Annotated in this window: 9 protein-coding genes; 4 read left to right on the top strand and 5 right to left on the bottom strand. The window is 36.1% G+C overall.

The features are described from left to right. Positions 1 to 9 precede the first annotated feature (9 nt). Positions 10 to 2,718, top strand: a complete 2,709-nt coding sequence (locus tag LPB89_RS10355; RefSeq protein ID WP_230701669.1) for a putative LPS assembly protein LptD — start codon at positions 10 to 12, stop codon at positions 2,716 to 2,718. Positions 2,719 to 2,804: 86 nt separating this feature from the next. Then, positions 2,805 to 3,185, top strand: coding sequence for a RidA family protein (locus tag LPB89_RS10350; RefSeq protein ID WP_230701668.1), 381 nt, complete (start codon positions 2,805 to 2,807; stop codon positions 3,183 to 3,185). 131 nt (positions 3,186 to 3,316) lie between these two features. Here the strand turns inward: LPB89_RS10350 and LPB89_RS10345 are convergent, their stop codons facing one another. The 5 genes from LPB89_RS10345 to LPB89_RS10325 form a co-directional block, all read right to left on the bottom strand. Next, on the bottom strand, positions 3,317 to 3,691 hold the full coding sequence (locus LPB89_RS10345) for a methylglyoxal synthase (protein ID WP_230701667.1): 375 nt from the start codon (positions 3,689 to 3,691) through the stop codon (positions 3,317 to 3,319). Positions 3,692 to 3,703: 12 nt separating this feature from the next. After that, a complete protein-coding gene (locus tag LPB89_RS10340) occupies positions 3,704 to 4,555 on the bottom strand; it encodes an N-acetylglucosamine kinase (protein WP_230701666.1) in 852 nt (283 codons plus the stop codon). 130 nt (positions 4,556 to 4,685) lie between these two features. Then, positions 4,686 to 5,690 carry a type I glyceraldehyde-3-phosphate dehydrogenase gene (gene gap, locus LPB89_RS10335; RefSeq protein WP_127338725.1) on the bottom strand — a complete coding sequence of 335 codons (1,005 nt, stop codon included), beginning with the start codon at positions 5,688 to 5,690 and terminating at the stop codon, positions 4,686 to 4,688. A gap of 89 nt (positions 5,691 to 5,779) precedes the next feature. Next, positions 5,780 to 6,766 (bottom strand): 6-phosphofructokinase, encoded by a 987-nt coding sequence (gene pfkA / locus LPB89_RS10330; protein WP_230701665.1) that lies wholly within the window; start codon positions 6,764 to 6,766, stop codon positions 5,780 to 5,782. Between the two features lie 305 nt (positions 6,767 to 7,071). Then, complete coding sequence (locus LPB89_RS10325; RefSeq protein ID WP_230701664.1) at positions 7,072 to 11,559, bottom strand: translocation/assembly module TamB domain-containing protein; 4,488 nt, start codon at positions 11,557 to 11,559, stop codon at positions 7,072 to 7,074. 206 nt (positions 11,560 to 11,765) lie between these two features. Here LPB89_RS10325 and tsaD point away from each other — a divergent pair, with 206 nt between their 5' ends. Next, positions 11,766 to 12,788 (top strand): tRNA (adenosine(37)-N6)-threonylcarbamoyltransferase complex transferase subunit TsaD, encoded by a 1,023-nt coding sequence (gene tsaD / locus LPB89_RS10320; RefSeq protein WP_230701663.1) that lies wholly within the window; start codon positions 11,766 to 11,768, stop codon positions 12,786 to 12,788. Between the two features lie 2 nt (positions 12,789 to 12,790). Then, the gene (locus tag LPB89_RS10315) at positions 12,791 to 13,501 is read left to right on the top strand and encodes a 16S rRNA (uracil(1498)-N(3))-methyltransferase (RefSeq protein WP_230701662.1); all 711 of its coding nucleotides are present in this window, start codon (positions 12,791 to 12,793) and stop codon (positions 13,499 to 13,501) included. Positions 13,502 to 13,553 lie beyond the last annotated feature (52 nt).

The raw sequence follows: 13,553 nt of genomic DNA, 5'->3' as shown, positions 1-13,553 counted from the left end.
TATGTAAGTTTGACACGTCAAAAAACAAGCCATACTTTTACAAAAATAGCATTTAAACCTTTGCATACAAACTTATTTAATATCGTTTTAATATCATTTTTCCTAACATTAGGATGTGGTAATCTATATTCACAAGAGATAAAAACAAAAAAAACAGCGCGACCAGCTGTAAAACAACCAGATAAGGCTGTAAAACCTGTAATAACAGCAACGGATACGATAAAACTGGATACGGTCAGGCCTAAAAAAACTTTTCTGGACGGAAAGGTACGATATGTAGCCAAGGACTATGCAAAGATTGATCAGAAAAAGAAAACAATTACGCTTTACAACGAAGCGGAACTTTATTACAAAGATGTTGAGCTGAAATCAGGTATTATTGTACTGGATTACGATAAAGACGAAGTGTACGCCGGAAGGATAAAAGATTCTGCTGGAGTTTTAACCCAATATCCCAACTTTAAGCAGGGAGCAAGTGAAGTACAGCCCGATTCTATCCGATTTAATTTTAAGACCAAAAAAGCCCTAATCTTCAATTCAAGAACCGAACAGGGCGAATTTAAAATAAAAGCGGCGATCACTAAAAAAGAAAATGATTCTGTTTACTTTTTGAAAGGCGCGCGTTTTACCACTTCTAAAGACGTTGACAATCCTGAATATTATTTCCAGACCAATAAAGTGAAATTCATTCCCGGAAAAAAAGTGATAACCGGTTTAACCAATATGGTTATTGCCGATGTTCCTACTCCAATCGCTTTGCCTTTTGCTTATTTCCCGATGAGTCAGGAAAAAAGTGTATCGGGGATTATCATACCTAGCTACAACGACTCGAATACCCGTGGATTTTCACTCCAGAATATGGGGTATTATTTTGCTTTAAGTGATAATTATGATTTAACCGTGCTGGGAGATTACTATACCAACGGTAGTTATGCCATGCGCTTTGAATCGGCTTATGCCACAAGATACAAATACCGGGGGAACATCAATGTCCGTTTTGAGAATTTAATTAATAGCGAAAGAGGCTATCCTGACTATTCAAAACAAAACATTTACAACATTCAGTGGTCGCACTCCAAAGACACCAAATCAAATCCAAATTCAACGTTTTCTGCTTCTGTAAATATGGGTAGCAGTAAATACTTTAAACAATCCATAAACCAGGCGAACGTAGGTTCCAATCTTAACAACACGTTAAGTTCTTCGATTTCGTACAACAAGACCTTTAATACAATTCCACAGGCACGTATTTCCTTAACAGCTACGCATTCGCAAAATACACAGACAGAGCAGATCAACATGACTTTACCGACCTTACAGGCAAGTATTGACCGTGTCTATCCGTTTGTTGGAAAGGATGGTGTTAAAAAAGGTTTTATTAAAAATATCAACCTGCAATATAACCTGAGTGGTAAAAACAATATCGTAACAACGGATTCCTTATTTTTCAAACCACAAATGTTCAGAGATGCCCAGATAGGTATGCAGCACAGTATTCCATTGAGCACGAACTTCAAAATATTCAAGTATTTTAGTGCCGGAGCATCTACCAATTATCAGGAGACCTGGGTCACTAAAACCATCGACAGAACTTACGATTTAAGTCAAAGCAAGGTAGTCGACAGAACCGTTAATGGTTTTGATGCTTTCAGGACTTACAATTTCAGCACAAATTTGGGAACTACCATTTACGGAACTTTTAACTTTGGCGCTGACAAAAAAATCCAGTCGATTCGTCACGTTATGAGACCTTCCATAACGTATGCCTATACCCCTAGTTTTGAAAAATATTACAACAATTATGCTGTCGATGCTTCCGGAAGAATTACGAATTCATATACCCGTTTTGAAAATGGTGTTTACGGCGCTCCGAGTAAGGAAAACTCAAATATAGTAGGATTCTCTTTAAGCAATACTTTTGAGGCTAAAGTAAGAGACAGTGACAGTACGAAAACTGAACCTAAAAAAATCATGCTGCTGAACAACCTGAATTTCAATACCAGTTATAATTTTAATGCTGACGGAAAACAGATTTTAGCCTGGCAGCCTGTACTTGTAAGTGGTGGAACCCAGTTTTTTGACAATAAAATGAATGTCAATTTCGGAGCTACTCTTGATCCGTATGCGATTGACAATTCCGGAACCAGAATAAATACTTATAATATTGACAATGGCGGAAGTTTATTCCGACTGACAAGTGCCAATGTCACGATGAATTATTCGTTCTCCAATAAGGGCGGAAAAGAAGAAAATAAACAAAGTGAACGGAATGGTGGCCGTAAAGATGATTTATTTGGTACCAATACAGACTTAAATGACACCCGAAACAGTCAGTTTGCCAAGGATAAAGATGACGATGAGGAGAATGTAATTACTGAGTTTTTTAATTCAAAAATACCATGGGATATGACCATGGCCTACTCGTTAACCTACTCCAACATCAATCGTGAGAGCAAAATAACCGGAAATTCTATTATGATTTCCGCCAATATGGATATTACGCCAAAATGGAAAGGCGGGGTTTCTACCGGTTATGACTTTGTACAAAAAGGGGTTACGTTTACCCAATTTCGTTTTGAAAGAGATTTATTAAGCTGGAGAATGGCTTTTAACTGGAGTCCGCTTGGAACAAACTCTAACTGGAATTTCTTCATCGGAATCAAATCAGGAGTTCTTAGTGACATTAAATGGAACAAACGAAGCGCTTCTAACAGATAAAAATCGTAATTTTAGATTATTCTTCTTACCCTGTAAATCAATAATAGCTTATACAAACAGCTATTCTGACTTTAAAATCAATTACTATGAAAAAAATAATTTTTACTGAAAAAGCGCCGGCTCCAATTGGCCCCTACAATCAGGCTGTACTATCAGGAAATACGTTGTATGCTTCCGGGCAAATTGCCATCAATCCTGCCTCGGGAGAACTGATTACTGACAATATCAATGATGAAACCCATCAGGTCATGCAGAATATTGCTGCCATTTTAGAAGCAGCTGATATGACTTTTGAAAACGTAGTTAAAGCCACTATTTTTATTATGGATATGAATAATTTTGGCGCTATAAATACGGTTTACGGATCTTATTTTGACGAAAAAACTGCTCCGGCCCGCGAAACGGTTCAGGTAGCATGTTTACCGAAAAACGTAAATGTAGAAATTTCTGTAATTGCCGTACAGTAACAACGCTACTAAATGTGCCGCTCTTCATTTATTGCAGGTGGCACATTTTTTTTAACAATTAAAATAAAAAAACCGCTTCAAAATGAAACGGTTTCCTTTGGCAAATAAATTGCGCTATTTTTTTCAGATAATTATAATTGTAAGGCAATAGCATTTAACAACAATTGGGCAGAAGCTTCATTAGTTGCTAATGGCACATTATGCACATCACAAACACGAATAAGCATATTAATATCAACTTCATGGGCATGGCTTGCTAACGGGTCTTTAAAAAAGAAAACCATCTGGGTTTTACCCTCAGCAACTCTTGCAGCAATCTGAGCATCCCCACCCATAGGACCGGAAAGCATTTTTCTCACCTTAAAACCTGCATTCACTGCTTTACTTCCAGTTGTACCGGTTGCAATCAGCCTGATGTTTTCCTGCAGCAACAGGGTTTTGTTTTTATTTAAAAACTGTACCATATCTGCTTTTTTCCCATCGTGAGCTATAATAGCAATTTCCATAGTTTGATCTTATTATTGATTAGCCACGTGATAAGCGATCAATCCGTCAATAGGTCTTCTTAATACATTACCCAATTGAAGCTCGTATTTATCAAATGTTTCCTGTAATTCGTCTTTTAGATAAAAAGCAATAGAACCTACGAAATGTACCGGAACTTCTTTGCAATTATCATATTGCTTGATGTAGTTTTTAACGAAAGATTTCATCCCTTTAAAGATGATTTTTCTACAAAACTCAGTGTCTTTATGTTTGATTAAGAACTTAGCAAAAGTCGCCAAATACGCATTTGGATTCGGTTCTTTGTATAATTTGTTTTTGATGAAATCAGGCTCTAAATTATATTCTTTTTCAAATTCAACTGCCAGTTCCTTAGGCATTTTATTGAAGTAATATTTTCTGATTAATTCTTTTCCGAAAACATTCCCGCTACAATCATCCATAGCAATATAGCCTAATGACTGTACTTTCTGATGCAATATTTTTCCATCAAAATAGCTGCAGTTGGATCCTGTTCCCAGGATACTTACAATTGCTTCCTCCCCTTTTGGAGTAGTAGCATAAACTGCCGCATAAGTGTCTTCGTGAACTTCTACAATTGCATTCACAAAAAAATCGCGAAATATACGAGTTAATTCGGTCTGCATTCTTTCTGTTCCGCAACCTGCTCCGTAGAAGAACAAATGTGTTGCATTATTTTTATTTTGCAAAATATCAAAACGATCGCTTATTCTTGTAATAACTTCCGGACCGTCAAGTATTTCAGGATTTAATCCTAAAGTTTGTGTGGTGAATAATACTTTTCCATTATCATCAATTGCAATCCAATCGGCTTTAGTAGATCCACTATCAACTATTAATTTCATTTTATTTAGTTTTTGGATTAGTTTTTCTTTAACTAAATAAAAAGTGTATTTTTTACATTAATTAAAGGAGTAACAAAATAAGAAAATCCCGTTACTTTGAAATAACGGGATTTTGCAAAAATATATAATATTATTTTAAACCTGCGATGTGCACAGATAAATCAATCAGTTTACTAGAGTATCCGTACTCATTATCGTACCAGGATACAAATTTGAAGAAAGTTGAATTTAAACCAATTCCGGCAGTAGCATCAACGATTGATGTTCTTTTATCAGAAATAAAATCCTGAGAAACCACTGCATCTTCAGTATATCCTAAGATACCTTTCATGGAAGTTTCAGAAGCGTTTTTCAAAACAGCTAAGATTTCTTCGTAAGTAGTTTCTTTTGCTACTTTTACCGTTAAATCTACTACAGAAACGTCAGCAGTAGGAACACGGAAAGACATTCCTGTCAATTTTCCATTTAAGGCAGGAATTACTTTTCCAACCGCTTTTGCAGCACCTGTTGAAGAAGGAATGATGTTGATTGCAGCAGCACGTCCACCTCTCCAGTCTTTTCTTGAAGGTCCGTCTGATGTCATTTGCGTTGAAGTTGTTGCGTGAACAGTTGTCATTAAACCTTCAACAATTTCGAAATTATCGTGAATAACTTTAGCTAAAGGAGCTAAACAGTTTGTAGTACAAGAAGCGTTAGAAACGATTGTATCTGTAGCTTTTGCAGTTTCATGGTTTACACCCATTACAAACATTGGAGCATCTGCAGACGGTGCAGAAATAATTACTTTTTTAGCACCACCTTTAATGTGCTCATTTGCCGTTTCGATAGTTGTGAAGATACCAGTACATTCCGCTACTACGTCAACATCAACTTCGTTCCATTTTAAGTCAGCAGGATTTCTTTCTGCAGTGATACGGATATTTCTTCCGTTTACATACAATTTTCCTTCTTTTACTTCTACAGTTCCGTTGAAACGACCGTGAACTGAATCATATTTTAATAAATAAGCTAAGTGATCTACATCTAACAAGTCATTGATTGCAACAACTTCTACATTATCTCTATTGAAAGATTCTCTGAAAACGATTCTTCCAATACGTCCAAATCCGTTTATTCCTAATTTTACTTTTGACATTTTACTTGATTTTTGCTTTTGTTTTTATTACACTATATTAAAGTCTAATTTCCTCACAATAAACTTCTTTTCTTTTTTAAACTTATATTTTAGGTTGACATTATATCTGACACCCTTAGTAATTCCCTATCAATTTCTGATTTTCCTTTGATTGCCTGTTCCAAAGGAGTCAAAGCCACTTTATCAGATTGTAAACCAACCATGTAATTTGACTTTCCTTCTAGTAAGGATTCTACTGCTTTTACACCTAAACGGCTTGCCAGAACACGGTCAAAACAAGATGGTGAACCACCACGCTGCATGTGTCCTAAAACAGATACCCTTACATCATACTCCGGTAAATTAGCCTCTACGTAATCTTTTAATTCGAATACGTTTTTACCAATTTTATCTCCTTCGGCAATTACTACTATACTTGATGATTTCCCTGAAGCTTTACTTTTTTGAAGAGAATCCAGCAATCGGTCTAAACCTAAATCTTCTTCAGGAATAAGAATTTCTTCGGCACCTGCACCAATTCCGGCATTAAGAGCAATATGTCCGGCATCTCTACCCATAACCTCTACAAAAAACAATCGGTTATGCGAACTTGCAGTGTCCCTGATTTTATCAATACAGTCAACAACAGTGTTTAAGGCTGTATCATATCCCAGTGTATGGCTGGTTCCAAAAATATCATTATCAATTGTACCCGGAATTCCCATTACAGGAAAACCAAATTCTGAATTAAATATCAATCCTCCGGTAAAACTTCCGTCACCACCAATGACAACTAAGGCATCTACCCCGGCTTTCAAAAGATTTTCGTGTGCTTTTTTTCTACCTTCGGGAGTTCTAAACTCAACTGAACGAGCCGATTTTAAGATCGTTCCGCCTTTGTTTACAATATTATTTACGCTTCGGGGACCCATCTCTTTGAAATCTCCTTCGATCATTCCCTGATACCCTCTATAAATTCCTATGCATTCTATATTATGATAAGCACATGTTCGAACAACTGATCGTATTGCAGCATTCATTCCTGGTGAGTCACCTCCTGAGGTTAGAACACCAACTTTTTTTATTGTTTTTGGCATTATTTAAGTATTAAAGTGTAAAATTAGCAAACATTCACCACTTTTCGGGTTATGATTATAATAAATTAATAAAATATGTTAAATTCAAACGTTTTCGTTAATAAGTTTTTCGATATGAAAAAATTCATTAAAAATAATAAAAGCCTCTTTTTTTAATTAAATCTTTAAAATTAACAATACATTAATGAAGTGTTACAAAAATTCAGGTTTTCCAGATATCACGAAAAACAGATTGAACCTTTAAATTTAGGCATAAAAAAACCATTATGAAACATAATGGTTTTGAATAATCTGTTTTTAACAAATTAAAAATCTTCGTTATCGGGAATTACGCCCTGATTGTTGTTGTTAGTGGGCTGTGGTTTCTCTTCTTCTTTTTTATCCGGTTTCTTTTTATTCTTATCGGCATCTTTCTTATTCGAGAAATTAATGTATTCCGGATTCAAATAGGAATCCTGCAATTCATCAGAAGAAGTCTTCAGAGACCTTTCTAATTTATGGCTTTTAAATATTTTATTGACCAGTTCGCTGAAAGTATCGAAATCAACTTCATACGAAATACCGACTCCCTGTGTATAACCAATTCCCTGACCTATATAATTGATGTCATTTTCTTTATTAAACAAACGCAGGTTCATTGACCCGTCTTCATTTACCCTGTAAAGTATTTCAATATCACCCACAATTGCCGATTCGTTGACTCCACCTACCGGTACCCCTACTTTACCGTTTATGGTAATCCTTTCGTTTACCTGAGAGGTAATATTAGCCACAAACTGACCATCTGCTTCCTGTCCTATTCGTTTGTCTGCCGAGATAAAATTCAAGTCAATATTAAATTTATCGTTATCTGATTTTATAATGCCGCCCAGTAAACTCGCAGCTGTTTCGGCAAATGTTCCCGACAAATCGCTTTGGTTAAATCCATCCGGACTCATAAAGGATCCGGTCGACAATAAATACAGTGCCTGAGTCTGGCGTACATCCTTATCATCCAGCTTATACTGTATTTCCGATTTCAATACATTACTTACAGAAGGAAACTGAATATCGAAATTAGGCTCCGGACTTGTTAAATCGCCCCTTAATCCTATGACTACTTCAACCGGTACTTTTTTATTAAAGGACGAATTATCCAGTAATACAGCAGGATTTGCAGACGTCCTGTAAACGGCTTCCAGGTTCAGCTGGGCTTTCATCGGGTTGCCCTCCCAAATAATAGATCCTCCTTTTTTAACGGCGAATTTTTTATCGATCAGACCTCCATATTTAAAGTTATAAGTTCCTTCATATGCCTGGAAATCCCCCCACATATTAAATTTACCCAGTGTATTAATTTTAAACAATAGCGATCCGTATCCTTTACCTTTCATACCATGTCCTGAATTACGGTCCAGAATTACTTCTACTTCAGCATCAGGCGTAATATCAAAATCAAATTCTAATTCAAGGCCACCATAATTTCTTGTCTTTTCGACAATACCATTGGCTAAATTGTACTTCTCTTTTGGCGTTACAAAATGTATAAAACTGTTTTCCCCGACACTTTGCACATTATTAATAGGGATCTTGACCTCGGTGCCTTTTTCGGATTTTGCAGCGACTTTGATAAATAAATTTGACGTAGGTCCCGTAATACTGGCAGTACCATTAATAAAAGCTGTACCAAAATAAGCGGCATCATCGCTGTCTTTGGTATCAAGTGCCAGTAATCGTTTGGAAGTAATGTTCAGATCCAGCTTCCAGTCCCCAAAATTATGATGTTCGATACTACCATTGAGCAGACCTTTGGTACCGTATTTGGTATCGGTCAGCTGATTATTTCGAAACAGAAACTTCTCGTCTGTTAAATCGATCACCGTTCGGTCACTTAATTCGTAATCTGTATTCAGGTACGGAATCGTCATACCGGCTTTTTCTACATACAACCTACCATTAATTTCGGGCTTCTTAAGATTTCCGACAATTGCCGCATTACCCGAAACTGATCCCCTTATATTGGAAAGAACACCCGCTCCGACCGTACCTAAAGTAGCCAGATTAAATCCTTCGAGTTTTAAATTCAGGTCTAAAAAGGTTTCTTTATTTTCTACTGCGAAAGTTCCGGAGGCTTTAAATGATTCGGTAAAACCATTTTGTATGGACGAATTTATCGTAAACTTTTTAAAACTTTCATCTCCGGAGATATCAAAATTCAGAGTTCCCAGCTCGGTTTTATTCAAATTAAGGTGATCAATGACCAGAGAGGCTGTCGGCTGATAAACATCTTTGTTTTGTTTGTAATTGACGGTTCCGTTCAGATTACCATTGAATACGAATTTCGAATTAAAGGGCGTGATTTTATTGATATCAACATCTTCAAAATTCAGCACCAGATCTTTATAGTCACTGCCTTTTAAAACGCCGTTCAGATCAATTTTCTGATCTTCGTGTGAGAGGACAATATTGTCAATCGTAAAATTCTTAAACTCTTTGTCAAAAATAATCTGATTGTCTTTTTCCGCATCTTCATTCAGGTACCATAAATAGTCTTTAAATTTCATCTCCGACTTATGAATCCCTACAATGTTATTTTTGTTTTTATCTATGGTGTGGTACAAATTCAGGTTGTAATAATCCTCACCTTTATTGCCTCCCTTAAACTCAGAGCGTACAAACAGAGTATCATTCGAAGTAACATTAATTAAGCTAAAATCACGAACCTTGTAATAAGGTGTCTTGATACTGTCCAATTCGATAAAGGCATTGTAAAGCGGATTTTTATTGTCGATATTGATTCTGATATTGTCGAAGGTATTTTGTGCCGCCGTAATTTTTTGGGATTTGAACCTGAACTTGAATTCTTTCAGATCCGAATCAATTTTACCAAGCAAAACCGTTGAAGAATCGATTTCTATTTCCGGATATAACATTTCTACTACCTTATTGTAGACATGCAGGTTGAAGCGTAAAAACTGTCCCTTCTTAACTTTATAAGGTTTATAGTTGGTATAAAGGCTTCCAACGGAATTCATGACCAGTTTTTTTAATTCTTTGAACTGAAATTTACCTACGATTTTCCCATTCACCACATCCGATGAATTGATGGTAATGGTACGTAATTTGTCGGCATCAAAATTAGAGTTGATCGTTACTTCGTCAAAAGCATAGGTAGATTTTGGATTTTGGTATTCCGCATCCTTAATATAGATATTCCCCTGCAGGTTTTCAATAGAATTTCCGGTTACTTCCACAATGGCATCTCCGGTAAAATGCGAAATAGAATCGTTTACGAATTTTAATTTTCGCAAGTCCGCATTTTCAACATTGATATGAAAATCATATTTGCTTTCGCGTTTGCTTAAATCCACCAGACCATCAAACGTAAGGCTCAGATTGGGGTCGTTGACAGATAATTGTCCTTTATAATAAGGCAGCTTAAAATTACCGTTTATAACAATATTATTATAAGTGTACTTATTGTAATCTAACTTGGAAATATCTCCTTTTACAATCGTATTCAGGTATTTTTCGGTAAAACCAACACCATCCACATTGAGATCCAGGGTCGTCCTGCCAATATCTTTGCGATCCAGTAGCGCCCCGACATTAAAATTATCCAGGATTATATTTCCGGAATAGGAAGCTTTGTCAATAAAATCCATATTATTCATATGCAGATTAACCTGACCATTTCCTAAATCGGTTATCATTTTAAAATCGGATTCTAAAGCAGTTGTCGAAACTTTTGCTTTACCGGTAATATTAAATTTACCCAGTCTCTGAAGTTCTTTCGGAAGTTTTTTGCCCAGCACTACAGGCATCAGAGTAACCAGGTTATTGTAACTTGAAATCAGTTTGTCAAATTTTCCGTTCATGGAAAATTTTTGGTCTTTATTTCCTAAAAGATTCCTGAAATTAATCGTTCCGGCAATTTTTGATCCGTTAGTATCACTAAGCCTGAGTCGTCTCAAATTAAGATTGTTCAGGGTACCGATGATTTTTGTTTTGATTTTAAAATGCTGGTTTTTCCCCAATCCGTCATAAAAATAACGAATGTCGTTGGTAGCAATTGAAGCCGAATCCAGCACCACATTGAATTTAACTTTATCGGTAAAATTCAAAAAATCTTCCGGTTTATAATTCAGTATCGCCTGACCATAAATAGACGATCTTTTGGTTTTTATGGCCAGATTCTCGACCTTGATCTGTTTTTTGGTATAACTGAATTTCCCCGCAAAATTAGACACATACAAACCACGATGATCTAAAAAAGAAAACCTGTGAATAATTGTTGTAACATCAGGTCCATATAGTTTAAAGTCACTGATATAAGCATTCAGCTTTTTGAAATCGATAAAATTTGGTGTTTTCTTATTTTCATCGACTACTGTGAAAATCCCCTTGGAAATATAGGCGTTTTTAGCGGTCAGTAAAAAATGCTTATTTGTCTTGGAAGGCTTGTCGGAGTCAAATAAGCGGATAAATTTATTGATATTGTTTTCGGATTCGTTTTTATACGTTTTCAGGTTAAAGATTAAACCCGTCAGGCGAAGGTCCCCAAAAATCAGATCGCCATCGAGCAGTCTTTTTACACTTAAAATATCCGTACTAATGATATCCGAATAAATCAAAACCTTATTGTGATGATCTAAAATCAAAACCTTCTTCAGTTTGACACCTCCAAAAATATTTACAGCCACTTTATCGATGCTGATTTTAGTTTTAAAATCCGCATTAAGTGATTCGGTGATATAAGTGGCAATTTTTGTCTGAACTACAGGCAAAGACAGAATGATCGCCAATGCCAACAAAAGTAAGATTAACCCAATTAGGGTCCTGGATATTATTTTCTTTACTTTTTTGATAGCTCTTTTATTTTAGTTTTCTTTTAAATTTATTTTGAACAGACAAAGGACGACTGTTTTGATAAAATTTCTTTAATTTTGGCGTTTACTTCAATCAAATAAAATTTAAAAAATTTGATTTGTCAAATATAATTCAAAATTCGTGCCTTTATATGCAAAATTCAGAGGTTTTTATTCTTGCCATCGAAAGTTCATGCGATGATACTGCTGCTGCAGTTTTACATAACGATAAAGTACTCTCAAATGTTGTCGCCAATCAGTTAATTCACAATCAATATGGCGGTGTGGTTCCTGAATTAGCTTCAAGAGCCCATCAGCAGAATATTGTCCCGGTTATTGATGCTGCCCTTCGTAAGGCAAATGTACAAAAAGATCAGTTAACCGCCATTGCCTTTACGCAGGGACCCGGCTTAATGGGGTCACTTCTGGTAGGAAGTTCTTTTAGCAAATCATTATCCCTGGCCTTAAAAATACCGTTAATTGCTGTAAATCACATGCATGCACATATTTTGGCACATTTTATAGAGGAAGAAGGTTTTGACAAACCTGAGTTCCCTTTTTTAGCTTTAACCATTAGCGGCGGACATACACAGATTGTAAAAGTAAATGGCTTTTTTGATATGGAAATTATCGGGGAGACCACTGATGACGCTGTCGGGGAAGCTTTTGACAAAAGTGCCAAAATCCTGGGACTTCCTTATCCGGGTGGCCCGTTAATCGACAAATATGCACAGTTGGGAAATCCGAAAGCTTTTGCTTTTACAAAACCAAAAGTGCCGGGACTGGATTTCAGCTTCTCTGGATTGAAAACAGCGATTTTGTATTTCATCCAGAAGAAAAAATTAGAAAACCCGAATTTTATTGAAGAAAACCTAAATGACATTTGTGCTTCTATTCAATATACGATTATCGAAATTTTGATGGACAAATTAAAATTAGCCGTCAAAGAAACCGGAATCAGACAAATTGCCATTGGCGGCGGAGTTTCTGCCAATTCAGGTATCCGAACACGACTGAAAGAAAGCGAAGGCAAATATGGCTGGAAAACTTTTATTCCGAAATTCGAATACACCACCGATAATGCCGCAATGATCGGAATTGTAGGCTATCAAAAATATTTATCCAATCGTTTCGAAACTTCTGCAGTTGTTTCGAAAGCACGAATTCAATTTTAACTATGCAATTATTTTACAACCCGAATATAGACGAAACCACTGAAAGTTTTTCTTTCGATAAGGAAGAAAGCCGACATATCATAAAGGTTTTACGCAAAAAAGATTCGGATATCCTACACGTTACCAATGGCCTGGGATTTTTATTTGAAACCGAAATCACACTGGCTTCCGACAATAAATGTACTGTACAGGTGCTTTCCGTAACCAAAGCCGATCAGCCGAAATTTAAGCTGCATCTGGCCGTTGCACCAACCAAGATGAATGATCGTTACGAATGGTTTTTGGAAAAAGCAACCGAAATTGGCATTCAGGAAATTACACCTGTTTTTTGCGATCGTTCCGAAAGAAAAACCATTAATCCGGAACGTTTTGAGAAAATCATCCTTTCGGCCATGAAACAATCCAACGAGACATTTTTGCCAAAATTGAATCCGGCGATTTCCTTCAAAGAATTTATAAAACAACAAAACGAAGGCTTACAATTGATTGCCCATTGCGAAGAAACGGATAAAAAATCACTAAAAGAAGTTTTAAAGCCTAATGAAAATGTGACAATATTAATTGGCCCTGAAGGTGATTTCTCGGAAAAAGAAATTGCGCTGGCTTTAGAAAACAATTTCAAACCTGTGGCTTTGGGAAATACGCGTTTGCGTACTGAAACTGCTGCGCTTGTGGCTTGTCACAGTGTAGTTTTTTTTAATGAGAACAATTAATCAAAGATAATTTGTCGTCAGAATTAGGCTGGCTTTGTCATTTCGGCGAAGG

It is taken from the genome of Flavobacterium sp. ENC (assembly GCF_020991415.1).
Taxonomy (GTDB): Bacteria; Bacteroidota; Bacteroidia; order Flavobacteriales; family Flavobacteriaceae; genus Flavobacterium.
Note: the sequence above shows the minus strand (reverse complement) of the source record. Positions and strands in the feature narration are given on the sequence as shown.

Bases quoted from the DNA above. Each gene is read 5' to 3' on its own strand.
- LPB89_RS10350 (WP_230701668.1), top strand. From the start codon at position 2,805: ATGAAAAAAATAATTTTTACTGAAAAAGCGCCGGCTCCAATTGGCCCC.
- LPB89_RS10345 (WP_230701667.1), bottom strand. From the start codon at position 3,691: ATGGAAATTGCTATTATAGCTCACGATGGGAAAAAAGCAGATATGGTA.
- LPB89_RS10340 (WP_230701666.1), bottom strand. From the start codon at position 4,555: ATGAAATTAATAGTTGATAGTGGATCTACTAAAGCCGATTGGATTGCA.
- gap (WP_127338725.1), bottom strand. From the start codon at position 5,690: ATGTCAAAAGTAAAATTAGGAATAAACGGATTTGGACGTATTGGAAGA.
- pfkA (WP_230701665.1), bottom strand. From the start codon at position 6,766: ATGCCAAAAACAATAAAAAAAGTTGGTGTTCTAACCTCAGGAGGTGAC.
- tsaD (WP_230701663.1), top strand. From the start codon at position 11,766: ATGCAAAATTCAGAGGTTTTTATTCTTGCCATCGAAAGTTCATGCGAT.
- LPB89_RS10315 (WP_230701662.1), top strand. From the start codon at position 12,791: ATGCAATTATTTTACAACCCGAATATAGACGAAACCACTGAAAGTTTT.